Source organism: Ruminococcus sp. AF17-22AC, from assembly GCF_003460065.1.
In the GTDB taxonomy this organism is placed as follows: Bacteria; Bacillota; Clostridia; order Lachnospirales; family Lachnospiraceae; genus Blautia_A.
The window spans coordinates 384,723-410,340 of record NZ_QRXT01000003.1; the positions used below are offsets into that span (position 1 = coordinate 384,723).

Sequence of the window (25,618 nt, forward strand, 5' to 3'; positions counted from 1 at the left end):
GGAGGAATCACTATGGGTAAAATTGAATTTTCCAATTGCCAGGATGTAAGAAATCAGAAAAAGATACAGGAATTAGACTGTCCACGCTGTCATGAACCGGGAGGCATTGAAGCCTTTGTGAAAGACGGGATACTTGCAGAGGACGGAGTATGTGATAACTGCGGATATATTCTTTCAGAAGGAACAGAACTGGAGGAAGTGGAGTAAGACAGTTTGAAGTATGGTCATATGTAATTCTTATTATTTAGAAAAAAGAAGAGGAGTAAATATAGAGATGAAAATAGCAGTTTGTGGAAAATTTGGTAATTGATTCCGATGAATCTAATTATGGTCTACACCGGCAGCTAGGTATGAAGCTTCCCAGAGATTTTACAGACTATTTCGGTGGTAAGCAAAATGTTTTAAATGATATGATGTTATCAAAATTTACTCATCAGTTTTTTGAGGAAACCTGGACTATAGATGATATACCGGAAGATTATTATAGTCTGAAGGACGGTGTAAAACTGATGACCAGTGGAAAAATCCATCAGGCAAATGAAGGGTGTTCTTGTGCTATGGGAACTGTTATGACTCAATTTATCCAAAATCTCAGGCTTACAGAAGACCAATTTGCGCTAATGGATATGGAGGCTGGTATTGAACACTTTGGACGTGGAATTGATAACGGTGTAGATTTGATATTGATAATTATAGATCCATCCTATGAATCCCTACAGCTTTCCAAAAAAATCGGGGAATTATCGGAAAGTATTAGAAAACCATTTTATTACGTTCTCAATAAAGTAACAAAAGAGAATCAGGAAATGATGTATGAAGCTGTATGGAATTCAAGTCGAGTCGCTGTATCTCTTAGTGCGGATACTAGTATTATGAGAGAGGGACTGATGGGGAAAGAACTATCAGAAAAACCAGATGCTATTGAAAACTTAACAGAATTTCTACTTTCTATTTAAAGAATGAGGAGATTTACTGTGGATATATAATAAAAGAAAACCAGATTATACAGCTGTAATTTGTAAAATTAGATCCGCTTGATGCAAGAAAAAAGCAGTGATATACTGAAATAAAAGATATTTATAAAATAATAAAAACCTGGAACTAAATTGTGTGATTGAACAGTTACAAAGAATGCAATTTTTGCGGAGGGTATAGGATGATACAGATTGCAGTTGTGGAAGATGAAGAAATTTACGTAAAACAATTAACAGAGTATATCCGGAAATATCAAACGGAAAGGGGAAGATCAATAAAGGTTACAGTATTTGGTGATGGAGAAGATATCACAGAGAATTACAGTGGCGGTTTTGACATTATTCTGATGGATATCCAAATGCAGTTTATGGACGGTATGACAGCAGCAGAAAAAATCCGTCAGATGGATCAGAAAGTAATTATCATGTTTATCACAAATATGATCCAATATGCAGTACGTGGATATGAAGTTGATGCAATGGATTATGTAGTAAAACCAGTTGAGTATTTTTCTTTTTCGCAGAAAATGGATAAAGCAATTGGACGTATTCGTTCTGAAGCAAAGGAATTTCTTATGATTACGATTGGAGAAGGAATCGTAAAAACAGATATAGCAGATATCTATTTTATTGAAGGACAGGGACATAATGCAGTTTTTCATACTTTAAGAGGGGATTACAGTTCCAGAGTTACGTTAAAGGAACTGGAAGAAAAATTGATAGTTCATAATTTCTTCCGGTGCGCCAAGGGGTATCTGGTAAACATGAATCATGTAGAAGGCATTGTTGGTTCTGACTGTGTGATTCATAGTGTACATATACCAGTCAGCAGAACTAGAAAAAAGGAATTTATGAATAAACTTTTGCAAAATCTGAACATGGATTAATTTTGTTGGGCGGATAACGGAGGAAGTTATGTTATATCAGGATATTCCAAGAATTTATACAGCAATTGCGGAGTGGGGAGCGTGTCTGGTTTATCTCTATATGTTGAAAAGAGAAAAAATGAAATCTGCACATTTTCTTATTGGTGTGTTGCTTATGCTGGCATTGCAGTGTGCTTTTCTGGTTGCGACAGGTAATGTATCAGAGGTTTTATGGATTCCCTGTATGATTATTGCTGTTGCTATAATGTATGTATTTCTTATGGTTGGAGGAAGCATGAAACCTCTTGGGGCAGGATATTGCTGTGCCAGAGCATTTGTGTTGGCAGAGTTTGTTGCTTCTCTGCAGTGGCAGATTGTATCTATTGTACAGGTGAGAGGAATTCAAAGTTTCTGGACTGAAATTTTGATTACGATTATAATTTTCGGTGGTTGTTTTGTCATTGATATTTATCTGGAAAGGGATTATCTGAAACAGGATTATCTTCAGCAGATGACTGTAAAAGAAGTTGTAGCAGCAGCAATCATGGCAGTTACAATCTTTGCGTTCAGTAATCTGAGTTTTTTGAGTGAAAATGTACCATTTGCAAGCAAAGAACGTGCAGACATTTTTTCTATGAGAACCCTGATTGATTTTGGAGGAATTGCAATCCTGCATGCTTATCAGAGCAGGATTAGTGAGTATATTGCCGAAAAAGAACTTTCAGCAATGAATGTGATCCTGAAAAGTCAATATGAGCAGTATCGAAATTATCAGGACAGTCTGGATCTCATACAGATGAAATATCATGACTTGAAGCATCAGATCACAGCACTTCGTGCAGAATCAGACGAAGAAAAACGTAAAAAATGGATTGATGCAATGGAGGAAGAAGTCTCTGCCTTTGAAAATATGAGCAAAACAGGTAATCAGGTGTTGGATACAATTCTTGCAGCTAAAATTTTTCATTGTCGAAAAAATTACATACAGATTACCTGTGTAGCGGATGGTAAGTTACTGGATTTTATACATGTAACAGATTTGTGTTCCATTTTTGGAAATGCATTGGATAATGCAATTGAACATGTAATTATGATACCGGAAGTGGAAAAAAGACTGATTCATCTGACGGTATCTGCAAAAAAGAGTTTTGTTTTTATTAAAATAGAAAATTATTGTGAAGATAAAATTCAGAAAAATGAAAATGATCTGATTACAACAACAAAAGTAGATCGACAAAACCATGGATTTGGATTAAAAAGCATTCGTACTGCTGTGGAGAAATATAATGGTTCTGTGGATTTTGGAGTGGATCAGAACTGGTTTGAATTAAAGATTCTTTTACCCAGAGTAATGTAAAGCTCTGGGTGTTTTTTTGCATTTCATGCCATATTTTTGCATGTTGTGCCAAAACCGGCACGATAAAAAAGATATGATATAGTAAGGTCAACAGGAAACAGTTCCTGAAATTACAGGACAGATAAAAAGGAGGAGAAGAGAATGATCAGTGTTGAAATGGAAGACGTCCTGGCGGTATTACAGTTGTGCAAACCGTATATTATCGGTATTGTTGCTGCACTTGTAATTGGAATCGTAATTATGATCGCGTGCCGCAGGATGTGCAGGGACAAAAAATTTCTGATAAGAAGGGAAGCTGCGATCGCAATGGTTCTTGCAGTTGTTGTCTGCGTGAATATGATCTGTTTTGGACCAATGGCTACGTTGATTGGACTTGCAACGGGAAATGGAACTTTAAGCGATGAAACAAATGAAGAAGCTGCGGAAGCAGCAGAAGAAATTATGGAAGACGGAATTGTTCTTCTGAAGAATGAAAGCCTGCTTCCTTTAAATGAAACAAAAAAACTGAATATTTTTGGCTGGGAATCTATTAATCCGGCTTACGGAGGAGCTGGCTCAGGAGGAATCAATGATCTGTATGATATTGTCAGCCTGAATCAGGGACTTGAAAATGCAGGATTTTCTATTAATCAGGATCTTGTTGATTTTTATAATAATTATGGTGCAGATAATCCGGAAATGTCAATTCAGAAACAGAGCTGGACATTACCTGAGCCACCGGCAGATACATACAGTGATGAGCTTATTAAAAGTGCGAAAGAGTATTCTGATGTAGCAGTTGTGGTTCTTTCCAGAAAAGCAGGTGAAGGTCATAACGATATTCCGATGGATGTAAGCAAAGCAGCTTATGACAATAACTCTGATGCGTATGACGATTTCCCGGAAGGAGAGCATTATTTACAGCTTTCCCAGACAGAAAAAGACATGGTAGACATGGTCTGTGATAATTTTGATGATGTTATTGTCCTTTATAATGGCGCAAACCAGTTTGAACTTGGATTTACAGATGAATATCCACAGATTAAGTCTGTTGTATGGTGTCCTGGAACTGGAAATGTGGGATTTAATGCACTTGGTAAAGTATTTTCAGGTGAAGTCAATCCTTCCGGAAAAACACCGGATACATTTATTTATGATATGACGACTGCTCCGTGGTGGAATAATGCAGAAAAAACGGAGTATACAAATCTGGCAGATATGGCCGTTGAAGGAATGAACGCAGGAACTGCGCAGGTGTATGCTCCGGCATTTACCAATTATGTGGAAGGTATTTATGTAGGATACAAGTACTATGAAACAGCTGCACAGGAAGGTGCGATTGATTACGATAAGACTGTACAGTATCCATTTGGATATGGCCTGAGTTATACGGAATTTGAACAGAAAATGGATGAACTGGAGGAAAAAGACGGACAGATTTCTGTAGATGTAGAAGTAACCAACACAGGAGATGTTGCCGGAAAAGATGTAGTAGAAGTGTATTATAAACCGCCATATACAAATGGGGGAATTGAGAAATCTTCTGCAAATCTGATCGAGTTTGAAAAAACAAATCTGCTTCAGCCAGGAGAATCTCAGACTGTTACAGTTACATTCAGTATAGAAGATATGGCCTCTTATGATGAGAATAATGCAAAAGCGTATGTTCTTGAAAAAGGCGATTATGTGATTTCTATCAACAGCGATTCACACACTGTGCTGGATCAGAAAACTTATACTGTAGATAAAGATGTAGTATATAAGGGAGAAAATAAAAGATCATCAGATGATACTGCAGCAACAAATGTATTTGAAGATGCAAAAGGCGATGTGACATATTTATCACGAGCAGATCATTTTGCAAATTATGAAGAGGCTACAGCAGCGCCGGCATCTGCAGAGCTGGGTGAGCCATATGTTTCCGAATATCATCTGAACAGCAACTTTGACAAGACTACATACCTCAATGATGAGGATGTAATGCCGACAACGGGAGCAGATAATGGACTTACATTAGCTGATATGCGTGATGCTGATTATGACGATCCTCGTTGGGAAAAACTTCTGGATCAGCTTACCGTTGATGAAATGGCAAATATGATTGCAATGGCTGGTTATCAGACAGCAGCCATGGATTCTGTGGGAAAAGTGGCTACACTTGATTTCGATGGACCAGCAGCAATTAATAACAACTTTACAGGAGTTGGTTCTATTGGATTTCCAATTGAAGTTGTGGTTGCTTCCACATGGAATAAGGAACTTGCACAGGCCTGGGGTGAATGCATGGGCAAGATCAGTCAGGAAATGGGCGCAGAGGGCTGGTATGCACCAGGTATGAATACTCATAGAACCGCATTTGGAGCAAGAAACTATGAATACTTTTCAGAAGATGGAGTTCTTGCAGGAAATATGGGAGCAAAAGCAGTAGAAGGAGCAAGAAAATATGGAGTTTATTCTTATATTAAACATTTTGCTCTGTATGAAGGAAATGCCAAAATGGTAAGTGCCTGGTCGAATGAGCAGGCAATCCGGGAAATCTATCTGAAACCATTTGAAATTTCTGTAAAACAGGGTGGCGCAAATGCAGTTATGGTTTCCTGGAGCTTCCTTGGAGATAAATGGACTGGAGAATGCAGTAACCTTATGAATACAGTCCTCAGAGAGGAATGGGGATTCAGGGGAATGGCGCTTACAGACTTCTTCCGAAACAATGGTCATGGATTTATGAATGCAGATGCAGCTTTGGCAAATGGAGTAGATGTAATGTTGTCCACATTCAACGGAGAAGAGAACAATGTAGCCAATCCGGAGCATCCGACATCTGTACTTCAGATGAGAAATGCCTGCAAAAATGTCATGTATACAGTTGTAAGCAGCTGGGCTTATGATGGAGAACACGAAGAAACAGGTATGGAAAACTGGAAAAAAGCAGGAATTGGTATCGATATTGTAATAGTACTTTTCATGGCAGGAATGGAAGTACTGGTAATCAGAGGATATAAGAAAAGAAAGAATGCTGAATAAGGATGAAAGTGGGATGGAAAACAGTTATGAAACAGCAAAAATTGGTTGAAAAGATGACAATAGAAGAAAAGGCAGCAATCCTCAGTGGAAAAACTGTCTGGCAGACCAGAGAAATTGACAGGCTTTCCATCCCGTCCATCTTTCTTTCAGATGGACCGCATGGAATCAGAAAACAGGCAGGAGCAGGAGATCATTTGGGACTGAATGCATCCTTGAATGCAACTTGTTTTCCCACAGCAGCAACGATAGCAAACAGCTGGAATCAGGATTTGGGGGAAGAGATTGGACAGGCTCTTGGAGAGGAAGCAGCAAGTTTGGATGTAAATATCCTGCTTGGTCCGGGATTAAATATTAAAAGAAGCCCATTATGTGGAAGAAATTTTGAATATTTTTCAGAAGATCCATATCTTTCCGGGAAGATGGCAGCGTCATATATTCGTGGAATACAGAGTAAAGGCGTTTATGCCTGCCCGAAGCATCTGGCGGTTAACAGTCAGGAACTTCGGAGAATGGCAATGGACGCAGTTGTTGACGAACGGACATTAAGAGAAATATATCTGACCGGTTTTGAGATGGCTGTTAAAGAAGGACACGCAAAAGCAATCATGAGCAGTTACAACCAGATTAATGGGATTTATGCTAATGAGGACAAACATCTTTTGACAGATATCTTGCGCAAAGAATGGGGATTTGATGGAATTGTAGTGACAGACTGGGGCGGAAGCAATGACCATGTGAAAGGTGTTGCTGCCGGCTCAAATCTGGAGATGCCGTCCTGTGGGTACGATTCTGCAAGGGAAGTGATTGCTGCTGTCCGAAATGGAAAGCTGAAGGAAGCGGATTTGGATGAAAGAGTTGGAGAACTGGTGGATGCAGTGATGGAACTGACATCAGGGAAGAAGCTTTCAGATAAAAACTTTGACAGAAACGCACATCATCAACTGGCAAGGAAAGCAGCAGCAGAAAGCATGATTCTTCTGAAAAATGAAAAACAGATTCTTCCGCTGGATACCAAAAAATCCATCGCTGTTATTGGAGATTTTGCTTTTTCACCCAGATATCAGGGAGCAGGATCTTCTATGGTCAATCCTACAAAAGTAGAAGATATGTCATCGATTTTGCAACAATATGATCTGAATATTCTAGGGATGACAAGAGGCTATCATAGAAATGGAGATGTAGATGAGAATGACAGAAAGTTTGCATTAAATTTGTCTATGAATGCGGATATTGTGATTTTCTGCTTTGGTCTTGATGAGATCAGTGAATCAGAAGGATTGGACAGAACTCATATGCGTATTCCGCAGGATCAGATCGATCTTCTGCAGGATATCAGTAAGGTGAATGAAAATGTTATTGGAATACTGAGTGCAGGATCTGCGATAGAAATGCCATGGCATACCTGCTGCAAAGCGATTTTGCATGGTTATCTGAATGGACAGGCGGGCGCTTCTGCAACATTGGATATTCTGACCGGAAAAGTGAATCCATCAGGAAGACTGGCAGAAACATATCCCATATCTTATGAACAGACACCGGCATTCCGATATTATCCAAGTAATGAGAAAACATCGGAATACCGAGAGAGTGTTTATGTGGGATATCGCTATTATGATACTTCAAAAGTCCGGGTGCAATACCCATTTGGCTTTGGGCTTTCCTATACAGAATTTACATATTCTGATCTTATCATAGAAGAGGATGGAATCAAAGTTTCGGTTACTAATACAGGTGACAGAGATGGAGCAGAGGTTGTTCAGATGTATGTAGGACTTCCTAATGCAATCGTGTTCAGACCGGAAAAAGAACTGAAAGGATTTGTAAAAGTTTATCTGAAGGCGGGAGAAAGCAGACAGGTCAGAATTCCCTTTGATGATAAGACATTCCGCTATTGGAATATAAAAACAGGACAGTGGGAAATAGAAACAGGAACTTATCAGATTATGGTAGGAGCCAGTGTTGCAGATATTCGTTTAACAGGTATGACTGAGAGAACAGGAAATAGTAAAGGGTATCCGTATAATCCGGCAAAAATGCCTTACTATTATACAGGAATCGTGCAGAAAATATCAGATGAGGAATTTCGTGAACTTCTTGGCCATGAGATACCGAACGGAAGATGGAGTGGAAATCTGGGAATCAATGATGCAATCTGTCAGATGTATTATGCAAAAAGCCGACTTGCAAGACTGATATATAGATGTCTCACAAAAATGAAAAAGAAGAGTGAGGCACAGGGAAAGCCGGATCTCAATATTCTTTTTATTTACAATATGCCGTTTCGGGGGATTGCCAAGATGACCGGCGGGGCAGTCAGTATGGAAATGGTATATGGAATTGTCGATGCTGTAAATGGTCACTTTATGCTTGGAGTAAAAAAAATAGTTGGCGGATATTTCAGAAACAGAAGAAATAATAAGAAATATGAAAAATTATTAAAAGGAGCCGGAGGGAAGTGCAGATGAATCATATAAAAAATATATGGAAATGTTTTGAAGAGAATCATTCTGCTATCGCAAAATGGCTTTACCAGATATTCTATTTTGTTATATTCAGTATGGGCGTGACAGTCTTTCAGTATCTTGTATTTACATTTTTACCAGGAATTTTGGGAATTGGTCTGGCTGGTACAGAATTTATGTGGCCAAAGGTTTCCATGAATCTGTTTGGAGTAAAATTCACATGGAGCTTGCTGGGGTATAACGTATTGCGTGATGCAACAGGGAATATACTGATCGGTGGTGGACTTGGCTATTTTATCAGTTATGAATTGGGCTCATTTCTTGCACAGTGTATCAATTTTCCACTTCAGAGAAATATTACTTTTAAAAGCCATGGAAATCCTGTATATCAGGCAATCTGGTATTTTATTGCTTGGGTGGTGATTTCACTGATTTGTAATGGATTTAATAATCTGTGGATGCCAGTTGCAGCTGCATATGTGGCACCGGCAGTCTATAACATGCTTGTGACAATTATCACAGGTGGAGTTTCTATGGTGATTTTTTTCTTTGTGTTTAAAATTATTTTCCCAGAGGGGAAGGCTGAATAGAAGAGGTTGAATGCAAGAGTTATTGCAACCCGGGTATATCACGCTAAATATAAAGTGTTTTGAGAGAGTAAATGCAATTATAAGATAGAAGTTACAGTTGAAATAGGCTATACTTAGAATGCAGACAGATGAACATCAGAAGCTTTTTAACATCAAAATAAGACGGCTGGCATGAATCTTGCAGGACTAAATGCAACCCGTCTGAAGAGATGAAAACTGCTTCTCTCAGGCATTATATTTGGGCGTTTGTTATTTTATAAGATCAGGCTTGAGGTGGATCTGGTCAGCGGGAACTGATCGAAGATCCATGAGACTCATCAGTTTTGCATCAAGCAGAAGAAGAGCCAGCTGGAATGGAGTGCAGCTATTCAGGCTGGCTCTTGCCGTACTGTTGATGTGATTCATCATAAGGTTTACTTTCTGTTCAGTAAGAGAGTCAAAAGAAGTTCCTTTTGGGAGGATATAACGTATAAACTCATGATTCTTTTCCAGGCGTCCTTTCTGCCAGAAGGACATGGGGTCGCAGTAAAAGACCTTTGTAAGGACATCCTGCCGGTGCGGCATCTCAAATAATGAAGGATCCAGGAAAGAACTCCCGTTGTCTGTCAGTATTATCGGAAACAGCTGTGAATAAGTCTGTGGGCCAAGTTCAGACAGCAGGAGATCAAAAACATCCTGAACATATTTTCTGCGGTCACCAGGCAAGAGAAAAAGAAGCATCAGGGAACAGTTCCGAAAGAACAGAGTAAGGAGGACAGGACCGGATTTGGTGTATCAAGATGCTTCTTTTTGCGTTTTTTGTAGCGGACTTTTCTGGGAAGATCAAGGTTCTATGATTGCATTTACTTTTTCAATTAACAGTTCACAGAATGTTCATAACTAATTAGCACTCACCTCTTGATAATGGAAGTCGATTTTTGTCCTGTCTTGTGTATCCTAGAAGTGCCTGTTTTACAGGCTTTCCGGGGCATATGCTGCTCGTTTTTATAAAATGAATCTGAGGAGGAACCATACATGCATGAGTATGAAATCTTTATTGAAGAAATAAATCCGTGTGGAGGAGAAAAATACAGTAAAAAGTCTTTAATTGAGGCAGAAGCAGACAGTCCGGAAGCTTATGTAAAGGAAAATGGAAGATTTCCGGTTTTGGAATCCACACATAATGAAAGCGGAGATGTTGTAATAGTAACAGGAGATAATCAAGGCTCTTTTGTACGATATACTTTTACGGAATAAGAGGGCGTGAATGCAAGGAAAATTTTGTTTGACTTTTTGAAAAAGAGGAAATATAATTATAAGAAACGAGTAGCAAGTAAGCGTAAATCCAGTTTACCGGCTACTCGTTTTCATTTTGAAAAATGAATATCGCCATGAAAAAGTGTGTAGCGTGTCAGCGTAAGTCCAGATTATATGACAAGGTGCGCACTTTTTTTGTGTCAAAAAGAAAGGAGTTAAAAAATGGCGGAAAGCAACAAGATGAAGGAGATGCAGGTAAATAAGCTGATGGTCCAGATGGGAATCCCGATGATCATATCTATGGCATTGCAGGCAGTCTATAACATTGTAGACAGTGCATTTGTGGGAAATATGAGAGTAGGCAGTGAAGCAGCACTAAATGCGTTGACGCTGGTATTTCCGGTGCAGATGCTTATGGTGGCTGTGGGGATTGGAACCGGTGTAGGAACCAATGCACTTCTTGCAAGGACACTTGGACAGGGAAACAATAAAAAAGCTGCAAAGGTAGCAGGAAACAGTCTGTTTCTGGGAGTGCTCATTTATGTGGTCTGTTTATTGTTTGGTATCTTTGGGGTGAAAGCATATATTTCATCACAGACAGTAGATACAGAAGTATTGGAGATGGGAGTCAGCTATCTGAGGATATGCTGCGTAATCTCTTTTGGTATTATTTTCTTTTCTTTATTTGAAAAGTTATTACAGGCAACAGGCCGTTCTCTTTATTCCACAATTGGCCAGGTGGTTGGAGCAGTTGTAAATATCATCCTTGATCCGATCATGATCTATGGTATTGGACCTTGCCCGGAAATGGGAGTGAAAGGTGCAGCTTATGCAACTGTAATTGGTCAGGTAGCATCTGCAGTATTACTGCTTATCTTTCATATCAAATTCAATAAGGAATTCGAGCATGGGGCAAAATACATGAAGCCGGCTGGCGGGATTATCAAGGAAATCTATGCAATCGGACTTCCGGCAATCATTGCGCAGGCGCTGATGTCCATTATGGTTTATGTAATGAATCTGATTCTGAAATTCAATCCATCAGCGCAGACAGCCTATGGATTGTTTTATAAAGTTCAGCAGTTTGTACTGTTTCTCGCTTTTGGTCTGCGAGATGCGATCACTCCGATCATTGCATTTGCTTATGGAATGAGAAGCAAGAAGAGGATTCAGGCTGGAATCAAATATGGTCTGATCTATACAATTGTGCTAATGATTCTGGGAATTGCAATCACAGAGATTTTCCCCGGAGCATTTGCAACATTGTTTAATGCGGGACAGTCAAGAGAATATTTTATCGAAGCAATGAGAATAATCTCAGTCAGCTTTTTGTTTGCCGGAATCAATATTGCTTATCAGGGTATTTACCAGGCACTGGATGGTGGTATAGAGTCCCTTGTTATTTCGCTTTTGAGACAGTTCATTATTATACTGCCGCTGGCCGGAATTTTTTCCATGTTTGTCAGAAATGGACAGATGAGAGTTTCTCTGATCTGGTGGGCATTTCCGATTACTGAAATAATTTCATGCCTTGTAGGCTATATATTTTTAAAGAGAATCAGAAAAAATAAAGTAGATGTTTTGAACTAAGGAGAAATCAGAGATGGAAAAAAGAATCATTACAATCAGCAGAGAATTTGGAAGTGGCGGACGCTTTATCGGAGAAGAAGTAGCGAAGAAACTTGGAATTGCTTATTATGATAAAAATATCATTAATGAGATTGCAGAGAAGTCTGGTTTATCACCGGAGTATGTTCAGAAGAATGCGGAATTATCTCCGAAAAAAGGCTTGTTTGCATATGCATTTGCCGGACGTGATATCACAGGAAAATCACTGGAAGACATCGTGTATGAGGCACAGAGAGAGGTTATTTTAGAACTGGCTGATAAGGAATCTTGCGTGATTATTGGAAGAAATGCAGATTATATTCTGAAGGATAGGGCTGATGTGCTGAATGTATTTATCCATGGGGATATGCCGGAAAAAATACAGCGAATTATGGGCTTATATAATGTAGAAGAGAAGGAAGCTGTCAAAATGATGGCAGATACAGATAAAAGGCGTATGACGAATTATAATTTTTACACGGATCAGAAATGGGGAAAAGCGAGCAATTATACGCTGTGTCTGAACAGCTCACAGCTTGGATATGACAGATGTGAAGCAATAATTATGGAGTGTGCAAAATAAAAGTTGTTGCGAAAATGAGAATGAGATGTCTAAAATGAACCTGCCGGAATCCTAACAGCACTTGACATGATGAATGATGGTAACGATTGGATTGTAGACATTGACTTGGAAAAGTTCTTTGACACGGTAAACCATGACAAGCTTATGACTACAATAGGCAGAACTATTAAAGATGGAGATGTTATCTCTATCATAAGGAAATATCTTGTCAGCGGAATCATGATTGACGACGAATATGAGGATTCTATTGTGGGAACACCGCAAGGAGGAAATCTCTCGCCGTTGTTGGCAAATATTATGCTCAATGAACTTGATAAGGAAATGGAAAAGCGAGGGCTTAAGGTCAACATGACTAAGAGCAAAGTAGACAGACCAAGCGGACTGAAATACCTTGGATTTGGATTCTACTATGACACAAGAGCGCATCAGTTTAAGGCGAAACCACATGCACAATCAGTAGCGAAGTTTAAGAACAGAATGAGAAAACTCACTTGCCGTAGTTGGGGCGTTAGCAACAGCTACAAGGTGGAAAAGCTCAATCAGCTTATCAGAGGGTGGATTAACTACTTCAAGATAGGAAGTATGAAAACACTCTGCAAAGAACTTGACAGTAATATCAGGTACAGACTTCGTATGTGCATTTGGAAACATTGGAAAACACCACAAAACCGTGCTGAGAATCTGATAAAACTTGGAATGAATAAAGAAGATGCATACTCGATAGCATACACAGGAGCGAGGATAGCCCATGTATGTAGCGGGGCATTGAATTATGTAATTACCAACAAAAGATTAGCCTCATTTGGATTAGTCTCAATGTTAGATTACTACACCGAAAGGTGTGTCACTTGCTAAGTTGATTGAACCGCCGTGTACCGAACGGTACGCACGGTGGTGTGAGAGGTCGAAATATCTCATTCACAAGATGAGATATTTCTCCTACTCGATTTACTTGACAAAGCTACTTGACCCTTTGGTTAGTTCCGAACGCATAGCCCCGGGAGTAATTATTAAGGAGATGAGATTTTATATTGAATGTGATTAAGTAAAGAGCAATCATTTCGATTGTCTTCAGAAATTATAATGATTTCTACCTTTGGGTGATTTACGATTTCAGGCCAGAAAGATTCTGCAGGTTCTTGCAATACCCCTAAAATGGGAGTCTGCCCATCCAAAAGGTTTAGGATTTTTCTCCGAAATAAAGCTGCGTCTGCTTCATGTGGACCAAGCTCATCCATAACAATTAAAGAGCAGTCAGAACACATGGAAAGAATATTGCATCCAAGGCGATCAAAGGTATCGGCAGTGTGTTCATCTGTTTTTCCGCATAAAAACAAAAGATTAGATTCGTTTGGGAGCTCCTTCTCTTTTAGATGGTACATATGAACTGAATACTGATCCTTCAGATAGTTTTTTGTGCGGACAGTCAGGAATCCATCAGAGGTTTTCTTATAATCATCTAATATCTTTTGGATCAATGTAGATTTTCCAATGTGTTTTTTACCAGTTAAAAATATATGTTGAGTCATAGTAAAGTCCCATTTCATTTTATAATAGTTCTATAGTCAGGTCGTATTGTTTTGTTTCGAACATCCCAGAGAATTCTTCCATAAGTGGAATCAGTTATTTCCTTGATCTGCCCATCTTTGTTTAAGTGAGATTGAATCCATTGCATGATTTTATTTGCGTTTTCCTGTGTATATTCTTCAGAAGGAAGCATGTGCTCCATGAGGGAATCAATATATTGTTCATCCGGAGTTACCCAGGTTTCACGATGGAGTTTTTCATAGCTTGTTTCAGGATTATATCCAAGCAGAAATAATATATTGAAAAGAGAGAAAAACCATCGCCCATTCCATTGGGGTGCTGTTTGTTTGCCAAATACTTCCTGTAAGATCTGTTCCCTGAGTGAATTTCGTCTGTCAAGATGCGTGATATTACAGCACCATGCCCTGCTCATTTCCATAGATTTTATCAGTCCGTCCATATTGTGGATTGCAGGTGTCATGGAACTGAATACCAAATCAAATGCATGCGTATACCCCGATTTATCAATATCTAATGTCTGAAAATTACATGTATAGAGTATAGCGTTATTTAATCCTTCATTTTGGATATGTTCCATTCCGTGTTTAACCATTTTATCAGAAATATCCAGCCCCACTACTTTGTGTACATATTTGGCAAATGCAGCAGCAAACCGTCCGGGACCGCATCCAATATCTGCGACATCATAATTTTTTTCAAGAAGTCCTTTGGAATCCAGGTAGTTTATTGCGCTGATGACACGTTCATCACCTTTTTCTTTCTTTTTGCGTGCGTCTTCCCAAAAGTCTGCACGTTTATTCCATCTTTCTATAGCCCGCTCAGGTAATTCTGCAGGCTCAGATTCCTGCAGAGAAATAAAATAATCCAATATAGAGTCCATGTATCATTTCTCCTAAAATACTTTTGGTGAGCTATTTACCGGTAAACAGATAGTTCGTTCACGGTCATAGCGGTCGTGTGTAGTTATCACATCCATTTCAATATCGTAAACAGATTGTAAGGTTTCAGATGTAATGATTTCTTTGGGAGAGCCGAATCCCATAACCTTTCCGGATTTCATGAGAAGAACTTTGTTTCCCACGGAAAAGGGATGCTCAGGACTATGTGTTGACATAATAATGCAATAGCCCTGATTGGCCAGCCCTGAAATTACTTCCATGAGAAGTTGATGATTGGCATAATCCAGATTGGCGGCTGGCTCGTCCATGATGAAGATTTTTGCAGACTGACAGATTGCACGGGCAATTAAAACCAATTGCCTTTGTCCTCCGCTTAAGGAAGTATATTTCCTGTTGGCAAGAGGCAGGGCATTTACTTTCTCCAAGGCGGCAAAAGCTGCTTCCTGATCAGGCTCTTTTGGGGTTTCAAATGCGGAGAAATGAGAAGCACGCCCCATAATTACCATATCAAGAACTGTATAGGCAAATACTGGGGAATGATATTGGGGAATATATGCAATCATATTTGCCAGTGTTTTGGTTGTAAAGTCACTAATATTTTTTCCGGCTATCTTTATTTTTCCATTAGAAACAGGAAGGGAACCTAATATCATGCGGAACAGAGTGGTCTTTCCGCAACCATTAGGGCCAAGCAGACAAAGCACATCACCATAGTCTGCGCTGCAGCTGATACCCTTTAAAATATCACCATTGCCGTAACCGCCAAAAACATTTTCAATTTCCAGAAGCATATAATTACGCGCGCTCCTTTCGTTTGATGATAAGATAGATAAAGAAGGGGGCGCCCATGATACTTGTGACAACGCCAAGTGGAAGTTCCATGGACAAAAGGGAACGGGAAATATCATCAACAAGTATCAGGTATCCGCCGCCAAGGATCGCACTTGCAGGTATCAGCCTTCTGTAATCAACGCCAACCAGTGCACGTGCCAGATGGGGAATCATCAGCCCGACCCATCCGATCAATCCTCCAAGACAGACTGCAGCGGCGCTGAGTAATGTGGAAGCGACTATAAAAATCAGACGATATTTACGCACATTGATTCCTAAGCTTTTGGCTTCTTCTTCATCCAAAGTCAGCAGATTGATCTGCCATCGAAAAATAAAAATCAGACTTAATCCAATGATCATTGGAAGAACACTCCAGGAAAAGGATTTGGTTGTGGTTTTGGTTAAGCTGCCCATAAGCCAGAAAGTAATTTGCTGGAGAACATCATTGGGGTCTGCGACATATTTGATCATTGTGACACCGGCATTGCAGAGTGACATGATCATAGTTCCGGTCAGAACAAGACTGAGAGTCTGGGAATGTGCGGATTTTCGGCTGATAAGATAGGATGCGGCTACTGCGGCCACACCACCTGCAAAAGCAGAAAGCTGAATCATCCAGTTGGAAGCGCCGTTTAAAATTGCAAAAGCAGCTCCGAGACTTGCACCGGAAGAAACTCCAAGGATATCCGGAGATACCAGTGGATTGCGAAATATTCCCTGATAGGTTGCACCTGCTACCGAGAGGGAGGCACCAATAAATAAAGCAGACAGAATACGGGGCAGACGGATATTCCAGAATATGGTAACTGCCTGGGGTAAGATATCTCCTTTAAAACCAAATTTTGATAAAAATGCATTTAGTACCTGCACTGGTGTAAGCGGATAATATCCCACCCAGAATGAGAGTACTATAATGATAAACAAAAGTACCAGCATAACCGCCAACAGCAGAACATATCGTCTTTGCCGGGCAGCGGCGGCATTTTTTTCATTAGCTGTCAGATTCATAATCATTCATCCTTGTAACTTGACTAATCAAATTTACGGTGTTATACTCAGAAAAATCGAATTGTTTTTAAAAACTATTCGCATATACATTATAATACTTAAAAATTGTATAGTCAATTTCAATAAGCGTCAATTATGAGTAATGCGGAGAAAAGAAAGGAGAGAGTTTATGAAAAAGCACAGACAACTTTTGGCTCTGCTTATATGTCTGGTGATGTCAGTCAGTCTTTTAACAGGATATTCTGAAACGAAAGCTGCTACTGAAGAGCCGACGCAGAGTGCGGAGCAGGAAACTGCTGAAACCCGTGAGATCACAGACATGGCAGGAAGAAAAGTAACTGTCCCAGCAGCAGAAAATATTGAATCTGTTTTTTCAACAGGTCCGGTAGCTGCAATTTTTCTGTACATGGTTGCACCGGATAAGCTTCTTGGGTGGAATTATGAACTGAATGATGTTGAGAAATCTATTATTCTGGACAAATATCAGGATCTTCCTAATTTTGGAATGGGTGATGCTGTCAATTATGAAGCAGTAATTGCTGCCAATCCTACAATTGCTATTAATAGTGGAAAGATTAATGATGCAATGGTTTCTGATTGCGATGCGTTATCAGAAAGCCTTGGAATTCCGGTTGTTGCAGTAGACAACGAACTTAATAATTCTGCGGAAGCTTTTCGTTTTATGGGCGAACTTCTTGGTGTAGAAGATCATGCAGAAGAGCTTGCCCAGTATGCGGAGCAGGTATTTACTGATATTAATGCACTTTCAGATATTCCAGAAGAAAAGAAAGTCAGTGTATACTTCGGTAATGGAGAGGATTCACTGGAAACTGCACCCAGAGGGTCCCAGCATGCACAGATTCTTGATGCCATCAATGCAGTCAATGTTGCAGATCTGGAATTGGGAGATGGATCTCGTGTTCAGATTTCAGCAGAACAGCTTCTTGCATGGGATCCGGATGTGATTGTTGTAAATGGTGAACCAAAGGCAGATAAAAGTGGAAGTTCTGCAGCAGAAGATATCCTGAGCAATCCTGATTATGCTTCATTAAAAGCAGTACAGGACCAAAAGGTTTATGGAACTCCTAATGCACCGTTTAGCTGGGTGGATCGTCCGGCAGGACCAAATCGCCTGATCGGTATGCGATGGTTCTCAGCATTGATTTATCCGGAATATATTAAATGTGATATCAATGAAGAAATACATAAATTTTTCGATCTTTTTTATCATGTTGATCTGTCCGATGAACAGTTGGAAAATGTTCTGAAAGGAACTTTATAAAGGTTAGGCATGGACGTGGAAAAGGGCTATACAATAAATAAAAAAAAACGCTGGTTCCGGTAAATACCGGTTCCAGCGTTTCTTTTTATAATTTTCGGATCATTGCGCTTCCATGCAGATCGCATACAGGATCTGCAAACAGATGGTTTTTCAGACAGAATTCCCCGACCGCTTTTCGACATCCGGAAAACTGTGTACTGTACACATCGTGGATCAGGAGAACTCCTCCGGTGGCCAGGCGTTCATAGAACAGAGGAAGTGCAGCAGCAGTTGGAGCATAGAGATCCGCGTCCAGAGATACAAAACAAAAAGTTTCATCTCTAACATCGGAAAAGGTATCCGGAAACCATCCTTTGTGGATCACAGTACGTGTAGGATCAGGCATAACATGAAGAACAGAGTCAATATCAGTAGAAGAAAAATCACCTGTTTTGGCACGGGACAGATTACCGGAGGCTTCTATTGTGATATCCTTTTCTGAAAAGCCCTCAAAAGTATCAAAAAGATGGATTTTTCGGTCTGGAAAGGCTGCACTGATCAGGGAAGAAAATTCACCTCGGAAAACCCCCAGTTCGGCAACATTTCCCGGAATATCCAATTGATAGATCTGCTCAGATAAAAGACGCATAACAGCAACCCGTGGGTCAAACATGCGAAGGACGGAGGGATCACGAAAAGGTCCGTGATAACCCAGGTTTTCCATCTGTTTTATCATAGAATTACGCCGTTCTTCATCCAGAACTCCCAGGATGACCAGATCCGGGAGAAGTGCTGCTGCAGCATCCGGAGAACAGACTGGAATATTCCCAATATATGATCCGTGTTTATGGGGGTCATTATCAGCAAAGCACAGGAGCTGACATGGACTGTTGAGAAGTCTTGCTGTCATTTGTCCAATTTGTCCGGCACCAAATATTACAGTTTTATATACTGATTTTGCCATCATTTTGATGTAGCCTTTCTGTCAGCACGAACCTGGATCATCTGTCCTGTGATGGAGATGGCGATTTCAGCCGGTGTTTCTGCTTTGATCTCCAGTCCTATAGGTGAGATGATACGGTTTAAATCTTGTTCATTAATGTTGTATTCTTCAATCAGACGGCGAAATACAGCAGCCTTTTTTGCGCGGCTTCCAATGACGCCTATATAGCATGCAGGTGTAGCGAGAAGCTGTGCCTGTACAATGGTATCATAGGAATGTCCGCGTGTCATGACGCAACAATAATCAGAAGCTGTGATAGAAACATACTGCTCCAGATGGTTGAAATCACAAAGTATTGTTTCAACTGCTCCTGGGAAAAGAGCAGGATCTGTAAATTCCGGCCGGTCATCCAGGACAACACAGCGAAAATCAACGCTTGCAAGTATCGGTACAAGTTTCTGTGAAACATGGCCACCGCCAAATACATAGACAGTTCCGGAAGTTTCGATCTGCTCAGAAAACAGATCATAATCTTCACTGCGATAGCGGAATGGCTGTGCAGATAAGGATGATAATATGGAAGAAGGAACATCAGCATTTCCGATCAGACCATAACAAGGGCTGTAAAGACTCATGCCGGATGTTGCATGAAGATCGCAGATCAGCCAGAAATCCTTTCGTTCCTCATATGATTTTTCAGCAGTTTCCGTGATTTCCATAACAATCGGATCATTATGATCAAGATACTGGAAAAAGACGGTAACATCACCACCACAGATCATACCGATATTTTCGACATCCTTACGGTTCAGCCGGAATTCATGCTGGCAGGATTCCTTTTTTTCAAGAATATCCAATGCCATACATTCAGCACGATATTCTACAGCTCCACCTCCGATGGTTCCGGAAATTCTGCCGCTTTTTCCGACCAGCATGCGGGAACCGGCACCTCTTGGTGTAGACCCTGAGGATGCTGTAACGGAAACAAGTACAAGATCGTTTTCCTCTAGGAATTGTTGTTTTATTGTCTGAAATAATGTTCTCATATAATAAAATACCTCCTAACTAAATTAAGTGATTTTTCTGCTCCAGTTGTGTATGTCTGCCTGGACTAAAGCGTGATATGGCAGAGCGACTGTATCATGTCCTGCAGTTTGCGGGCTTGTTCTAACTGCTGCTCATGAGCTTTGCAAGCTTCCGGACTTTTGCATTTACTCATGCTGTCGGCAAATCTTTTTTCTATGGTTACACGTTGTGTTTCCTGAATCAGTTTATCAGCCAGAAATACAATAGCTGCTTCATCCAGCTTGGTTTCCAGCAGACCATGGTGCTGTGAAATAATCTGGCTGATCTCAGGATAACCTAACTGTAAGAAAAGTTCACCGCCTGTTTTGGTGTGATGCCTCTGAAGTCTGGCAATATCATGCAGAAGTGCACCGGAGCGAACAAGCTTCTGATCAAAGATATAACCATTGGATTCCAACATATTGCATAAACAACAGGCAAGTTCAGTAACAGCATCACTGTGAGCCTGTACATGACGGGGCAGAGAAACCGCATTGCGAAGCCTGAAGCATAGCCCGTCATTTAATTCAGGATGAGGCAGTATATAATTGGGATCAGAGAAAGAAATATTATTTCTTTCATTCACTTCCAGATGATAGTAAGAGCCACAGGGAAGACGAAACCGCTGCCTGCTGTACATACCGGAATGTAATGCATATATATAAGAAGAGATTACATCTGTATGAGCTACCACTGCAATATCACCTTCAGAAGCGCAAAGAATCTTATGAACTGCCTGCGAAAAGCGAAAACCAGATGCAGCAGGAGTTTCTGCTCCCGGGATCGGATGATCAGGGTTATTTTCACGGGCTTTATAAATGTCCGGCCATCTCTGGCGTATTTTATCAAAAGAAAGGCCATCCCATTCTCCCAGATTTCGTTCTGACAGATCAGAAACAATTATATGTGGAAGCTCAGGTGCCATATGGCCTGCTGTCTCAACAGCTCTTAACAAAGGACTGCAGTATATCCTTGATATTTTATCGGACAATTCTTCATTAAGAAGGACTGCCTGCAAGTGTCCAAGCATGGATAGAGAGAAATCTGTCTGTCCCACACAGTAAGAATGTTCATCCGGATACTGTGGTTTTCCATGCCGGACCAGATAAAGGTTACGCATTAAAAAATCCTCTGAAACAGTTTTCAAATATTTTTTCTGAACAGTTACGAGTTTCTTCTGAAAAACGAGCATATCGTTTCAGAAATTCTTCACCGTACGGAGTCAGTTCGCTGTGACTTCCGTTTACACCGCCCTGACTTCTGCTGACCAGTGGTTCATGGAGCTGTGATTCCAAGGTACGGATCAGGTTCCAGCTGGTGGAGTAGGAAATGTGCATGTGCTCACAGGCATCGCGGACAGATCCTGTTTCCTGGATCAGTGTGAGAAGCGAATAAAGCTGCTCATCAAAGAATACTTTTTCCTTTGCCAGCAGAATATGTATTTCTGAACGGATGAGACTCTGGTTATGGGCGCGAAGAAGTTCAGCATAATCCTCCGGTGTATCAGCATCGTGAATGATACCTGGATCATCTACATTCAGAAAGTACATGGGTGTGCCGCAGTTTCCTACAGCACCTTCAAGACCTGAGCTGCCGTCATCACTTAAGATGGAATCAATAAGTGTGGAACGGATCAGAAGCGGATGGCCGGGATTACCGTCACAGACCGGAGTTACAAGGGGATAACCCAGAGAGAGCATCTGCGTGACTGTCCGGGCCGTAAACAGTGGAACATCCACAGGCGTAAAGAGTACCGTGTCAACTTTATCTTTCAGATATTCCAGTCCGATCCGGACAGAATCAAACATATGAGTTGATGCATAATCTTCATTTCGAAGAAAGATTACATTATTGGAAGCAAGGTGACGTTCCAAAACATCTGCCCTGTATCCTGTCACTACAACTATTTTAGAGATTCCGGCCTGCCGGAAATTGTTGATCACGCGCTGTGCAATGGAAATAGATCCAAGCTGAAGCATGGGTTTAAAGTCTCCCATTCGCGAGGATTTCCCTGCGGCAACGATGAGCGCACCTGTCTGCATGACTGCCACCTCCTTGAGAAATATTGTGTAAAATTAATAATATTATACCATATAAAACAGAAAAATAGTGAAAATTTTAAATAAAACATAAGAAAAAACTTAAAATAGTGCGAAAATAGCCAAGTTTTAATTATTTGCAATTTGCATAATTGTGCAAGAATATGATAGTATGAATATATACAAAATGACGTAAACAGGAGAACTTTTCTATGGATGAGGTTTTTGAAATTACCGCAAAGGAAGTTACCATACAGGTAAGAGATGAACGCACGGGAGTGGAATACAGCCGGACGCTTCCAATCGATTATTACGAGAATGCGAATGTTCTGAAGCTTAGCGGTGAGAATCTGGACGGGAGCAGTTCTTCCATTGTTTTCTATTCTGCCCGAGGAATGGAAAGACTCAAAGATCTGACAGGCAAGGGTGCGGATCATGATCCATGCGGAACACATAAGCCCGAAGATCAATAACATTGAAGCTTATATTTTCTATAGGAGGGATGCAGCATGATTAAAAAGACATTGAAGATCAATGGTGTCGAGAGGATCCTTATTCTTGATAAGGACGAGACACTGGCACAGGTTCTCCGTAATCATCTTCTTCTTACAGGATGTAAGATCGGCTGTGGGGAAGGCCATTGCGGAGCCTGTAATGTTATTATGAACGGAAAAGTTACAAGATCCTGTATCTACAAGATGAGCCGTGTTCCGGACAATGCAGAGATCACAACGATCGAAGGTGTGGGAACAATCTCTGATATGCATCCGATCCAGGTTGCATGGATGGCATATGGATGTGCACAGTGTGGTTTCTGTTCACCAGGTTTTATTATTTCAGCAAAGGTTCTTCTCGATAATAATCCGAGTCCGACCCGCGAGGAGGTAAGAGACTGGTTTAACAAACAGCGCAATCTCTGCCGTTGTACAGGTTACAAGCCGCTTATCGATGCGACTATGGCGGCAGCAGCAGTTATGCGTGGCGAGATGACCAAAGAAGACCTTGTATTTAAGCAGACCGGTGATTCTATCGTCGGTACAAACTATATTCGTCCATCAGCGGCACAGAAGGTAACAGGTACCTGGGATTTCGGTGCAGATGATGCATTAAAGATGCCGGAGGGAACCCTTCGTCTTGCACTTACGCAGGCAAAGGTTTCTCACGCAAATATCCTCAGTATCGATACAACAGAAGCAGAGAGTATGCCGGGAGTTGTTCGTGTTATTACAGCGAAGGACATTAAGGCAGCAGGCGGAACCAACAAGATCAATGGTCTTGTAATGCTTCCGAAACACAATAAGACAGATGGATTTGAGCGTCCTGTACTCTGTGACGAAAAGATATTCCAGTTTGGTGATGCGATCGCGATCGTAGCTGCCGACACAGAAGAGCATGCACGTGCAGCAGCAGATGCAGTTAAGGTGGAGATCGAAGAACTTCCTGCATATATGAATGCAATGGATGCGATCGCACCGGATGCAGCAGAGATCCATCCTGGTACTCCAAACGCATTCTTTGAGACAAACTGTATCAAGGGACCAGACTTTGACTGGGACAGCATTCCGGATTCACAGCAGGTTGAGATCGAGTCCTACTGTTCACGTCAGCCACATCTTCACCTTGAACCGGACTGTGGTTATGGCTATATTGATGAAGACGGCATGATAACTGTTCATTCCAAATCCATCGGTATCCATCTCCATATGCCGATGATCGCTGATGGTATCGGTGTTCCGCTGGAGAACCTGAGACTTGTTCAGAACCATGCCGGAGGAACCTTTGGATACAAGTTCTCTCCGACAAATGAAGCTCTGATCGGTGCAGCTGTCAAGATTCTTGAGCGTCCGGTATCGCTGGTATTCAATCAGTTCCAGAATATTACCTATACAGGAAAGAGATCTCCTGCATTTATGAATATCAAACTTGCAGCAGACGAAAATGGTAAACTCCTTGCACTCTGGGGCAATAACTATGTGGATCATGGTCCATACTCAGAATTTGGAGATCTGCTCACAATGAGACTTTCTCAGTTCACCGGTGCCGGTTATGGAATCAATTCTATCCGCAATAAATCAACAACAGTATTTACAAACCATGCATGGGGATCTGCTTTTCGTGCTTACGGCTCTCCGCAGTCTTACATGGGATCCGAGATTGCGATCGACGTTCTGGCAGCCAAGATGGGAATCGATCCGTTTGATATGCGTGAGATGAACTGTTACAAGGAATCAGAAGGAACTACGATCCCGACCGGTTATCCGCCGGAAGTATACTGCGAGGAAGATCTGTTCAAGACAGCACGTCCGCTGTATGAAGCAGCCAAGAAACGTGTTGCTGAGAAGAATGCAGCTTCTGATGGCAAGATCAAATATGGTATCGGCGTATCTCTTGGTGTATATGGCTGTGGTCTTGATGGTGTGGATACATCCAATGCATTTGCAGAACTGAATCCGGATGGAACAGTTACAATGTATGCTGCATGGGAAGATCATGGACAGGGTGCCGACATGGGGGTTCTTGTATCCTCTCATGAAACACTTCGTCAGGCCGGAATCAGACCGGAACAGATCAAACTTGTTATGAATGACACCAAGACATGTCCTAATGCAGGTCCTGCAGGTGGATCACGTTCACAGGTTATGTCAGGTAATGCATGTCGTCTGGCAGCAGAAAACCTTGTGGCAGCTATGAAGAAAGAAGACGGAACCTTCCGTACTTATGATGAGATGGTGGCTGAAGGTCTTGCAACAAAATATGAAGGTAACTGGGTGACAACCTTCTGTGCAGATCATCCGATCGATCAGGATACAGCACAGGGTGATCCGTTTGCAACCTACATGTACACGATCTTCCTTCCGGAAGTTGCTGTTAATACAGAAACAGGTAAAGTTAAAGTTGAAAAATTCACCTGTGTGGCTGACGTAGGTACGATCATGAACAGACTTCTTGTAGAAGGCAACTTCTACGGTGGTCTTGTACAGGGTATCGGTCTTGCTCTTACAGAAGATTTCGAGGATCTGAACCATGATACTTCTCTGAAGAACTGTGGTATTCCGTATCCAAATGATGCGCCGGATGATATTGAACTTCATTTCAATGAAACATATCGCCCAAGCGGTCCTTACGGTGCTGCCGGCTGTGGTGAGGCTCCGCTGGATGCTCCTCATCCTGCGATCCTGAATGCAATCTACAATGCTACAGGCGCACGTATCACACGTGTTCCTGCCCGTCCGGAAAAGGTTCTTGCAGCATTAAAGGAACTTGAGAAATAATTCTCAGTATAATTTTATCATATGATATAATAAGGGGAGACGGGAGACTGTCTCCCCTTTGGAAATGAAAGGA

The 25,618-nt window shown here is 41.0% G+C and carries 23 protein-coding genes; 14 read left to right on the plus strand and 9 right to left on the minus strand.

All coding sequences use genetic code 11. From position 1 onward, the window contains the following. The first annotated feature begins 12 nt into the window (after window positions 1-12). From DWW86_RS07055 to DWW86_RS07085, 7 genes are all read left to right on the plus strand, one after another. Window positions 13-207, plus strand: coding sequence for a hypothetical protein (locus tag DWW86_RS07055; protein WP_072521815.1), 195 nt, complete (start codon window positions 13-15; stop codon window positions 205-207). Window positions 208-290: 83 nt separating this feature from the next. Further along, entirely contained in the window at window positions 291-956 is a 666-nt protein-coding gene (locus DWW86_RS07060) for an ATP-binding protein (protein WP_286187667.1), read from the plus strand. Window positions 957-1,156: 200 nt separating this feature from the next. Continuing rightward, a complete protein-coding gene (locus DWW86_RS07065; protein ID WP_117942676.1) occupies window positions 1,157-1,861 on the plus strand; it encodes a LytR/AlgR family response regulator transcription factor in 705 nt (234 codons plus the stop codon). A gap of 28 nt (window positions 1,862-1,889) precedes the next feature. Beyond that, window positions 1,890-3,197, plus strand: a complete 1,308-nt coding sequence (locus DWW86_RS07070; RefSeq protein WP_015542181.1) for an ATP-binding protein — start codon at window positions 1,890-1,892, stop codon at window positions 3,195-3,197. A 141-nt stretch (window positions 3,198-3,338) separates the two neighbouring features. Beyond that, window positions 3,339-6,200 (plus strand): glycoside hydrolase family 3 C-terminal domain-containing protein, encoded by a 2,862-nt coding sequence (locus DWW86_RS07075; protein WP_117942677.1) that lies wholly within the window; start codon window positions 3,339-3,341, stop codon window positions 6,198-6,200. Window positions 6,201-6,226: 26 nt separating this feature from the next. Beyond that, the gene (locus tag DWW86_RS07080) at window positions 6,227-8,665 is read left to right on the plus strand and encodes a glycoside hydrolase family 3 C-terminal domain-containing protein (protein ID WP_181985315.1); all 2,439 of its coding nucleotides are present in this window, start codon (window positions 6,227-6,229) and stop codon (window positions 8,663-8,665) included. Further along, window positions 8,662-9,252, plus strand: coding sequence for a hypothetical protein (locus tag DWW86_RS07085; RefSeq protein WP_072521810.1), 591 nt, complete (start codon window positions 8,662-8,664; stop codon window positions 9,250-9,252). The genes DWW86_RS07080 and DWW86_RS07085 overlap by 4 nt, the downstream gene beginning before the upstream one ends. A gap of 249 nt (window positions 9,253-9,501) precedes the next feature. Here DWW86_RS07085 and DWW86_RS07090 read toward each other — a convergent pair whose 3' ends face one another. Next, a complete protein-coding gene (locus DWW86_RS07090) occupies window positions 9,502-9,972 on the minus strand; it encodes a hypothetical protein (RefSeq protein ID WP_181985316.1) in 471 nt (156 codons plus the stop codon). 294 nt (window positions 9,973-10,266) lie between these two features. Here DWW86_RS07090 and DWW86_RS07095 point away from each other — a divergent pair, with 294 nt between their 5' ends. From DWW86_RS07095 to DWW86_RS07110, 4 genes are all read left to right on the plus strand, one after another. Then, window positions 10,267-10,488, plus strand: coding sequence for a hypothetical protein (locus DWW86_RS07095; RefSeq protein WP_015542162.1), 222 nt, complete (start codon window positions 10,267-10,269; stop codon window positions 10,486-10,488). A gap of 222 nt (window positions 10,489-10,710) precedes the next feature. Next, entirely contained in the window at window positions 10,711-12,078 is a 1,368-nt protein-coding gene (locus tag DWW86_RS07100; protein WP_117942679.1) for an MATE family efflux transporter, read from the plus strand. Between the two features lie 13 nt (window positions 12,079-12,091). After that, window positions 12,092-12,679: a cytidylate kinase-like family protein gene (locus tag DWW86_RS07105; RefSeq protein ID WP_117942680.1), complete on the plus strand. Its 588-nt coding sequence runs from the start codon at window positions 12,092-12,094 to the stop codon at window positions 12,677-12,679. A gap of 66 nt (window positions 12,680-12,745) precedes the next feature. Next, a complete protein-coding gene (locus DWW86_RS07110) occupies window positions 12,746-13,534 on the plus strand; it encodes a group II intron maturase-specific domain-containing protein (protein WP_072521806.1) in 789 nt (262 codons plus the stop codon). 155 nt (window positions 13,535-13,689) lie between these two features. Here the strand turns inward: DWW86_RS07110 and DWW86_RS07115 are convergent, their stop codons facing one another. Genes DWW86_RS07115 through DWW86_RS07130 form a run of 4 tightly spaced genes read right to left on the minus strand, consistent with a single transcriptional unit; the run spans window position 13,690 to window position 16,965 of the window. Further along, the gene (locus DWW86_RS07115; RefSeq protein WP_225877019.1) at window positions 13,690-14,208 is read right to left on the minus strand and encodes a nucleoside-triphosphatase; all 519 of its coding nucleotides are present in this window, start codon (window positions 14,206-14,208) and stop codon (window positions 13,690-13,692) included. 14 nt (window positions 14,209-14,222) lie between these two features. After that, entirely contained in the window at window positions 14,223-15,107 is an 885-nt protein-coding gene (locus DWW86_RS07120) for a class I SAM-dependent methyltransferase (protein ID WP_015542409.1), read from the minus strand. 12 nt (window positions 15,108-15,119) lie between these two features. Further along, the gene (locus DWW86_RS07125; RefSeq protein WP_072521805.1) at window positions 15,120-15,917 is read right to left on the minus strand and encodes an ABC transporter ATP-binding protein; all 798 of its coding nucleotides are present in this window, start codon (window positions 15,915-15,917) and stop codon (window positions 15,120-15,122) included. 4 nt (window positions 15,918-15,921) lie between these two features. After that, complete coding sequence (locus DWW86_RS07130; protein WP_117942681.1) at window positions 15,922-16,965, minus strand: FecCD family ABC transporter permease; 1,044 nt, start codon at window positions 16,963-16,965, stop codon at window positions 15,922-15,924. Window positions 16,966-17,134: 169 nt separating this feature from the next. On the opposite strand from DWW86_RS07130, the gene DWW86_RS07135 reads away from it, so the two are divergent. Then, a complete protein-coding gene (locus tag DWW86_RS07135) occupies window positions 17,135-18,247 on the plus strand; it encodes an ABC transporter substrate-binding protein (RefSeq protein WP_072521803.1) in 1,113 nt (370 codons plus the stop codon). Window positions 18,248-18,332: 85 nt separating this feature from the next. On the opposite strand, the gene DWW86_RS07140 is transcribed toward DWW86_RS07135, so the two are convergent. The 4 genes from DWW86_RS07140 to DWW86_RS07155 form a co-directional block, all read right to left on the minus strand. Next, window positions 18,333-19,136, minus strand: a complete 804-nt coding sequence (locus tag DWW86_RS07140; protein ID WP_286187668.1) for a TylF/MycF/NovP-related O-methyltransferase — start codon at window positions 19,134-19,136, stop codon at window positions 18,333-18,335. A gap of 53 nt (window positions 19,137-19,189) precedes the next feature. Beyond that, on the minus strand, window positions 19,190-20,215 hold the full coding sequence (locus DWW86_RS07145) for an XdhC family protein (protein WP_117942683.1): 1,026 nt from the start codon (window positions 20,213-20,215) through the stop codon (window positions 19,190-19,192). A gap of 65 nt (window positions 20,216-20,280) precedes the next feature. Beyond that, window positions 20,281-21,354, minus strand: coding sequence for a histidine phosphatase family protein (locus DWW86_RS07150; RefSeq protein ID WP_117942684.1), 1,074 nt, complete (start codon window positions 21,352-21,354; stop codon window positions 20,281-20,283). Beyond that, window positions 21,347-22,276, minus strand: coding sequence for an NTP transferase domain-containing protein (locus tag DWW86_RS07155; protein ID WP_015542416.1), 930 nt, complete (start codon window positions 22,274-22,276; stop codon window positions 21,347-21,349). Before DWW86_RS07155 ends, DWW86_RS07150 begins: the two co-directional genes overlap by 8 nt. Before the next feature lie 209 nt (window positions 22,277-22,485). Here DWW86_RS07155 and DWW86_RS07160 point away from each other — a divergent pair, with 209 nt between their 5' ends. Together DWW86_RS07160 and DWW86_RS07165 are read left to right on the plus strand one after the other, a co-directional pair. Next, window positions 22,486-22,746: a hypothetical protein gene (locus DWW86_RS07160; RefSeq protein WP_015542417.1), complete on the plus strand. Its 261-nt coding sequence runs from the start codon at window positions 22,486-22,488 to the stop codon at window positions 22,744-22,746. 36 nt (window positions 22,747-22,782) lie between these two features. Further along, window positions 22,783-25,545, plus strand: a complete 2,763-nt coding sequence (locus DWW86_RS07165) for a molybdopterin-dependent aldehyde oxidoreductase (RefSeq protein WP_117942685.1) — start codon at window positions 22,783-22,785, stop codon at window positions 25,543-25,545. Window positions 25,546-25,618 lie beyond the last annotated feature (73 nt).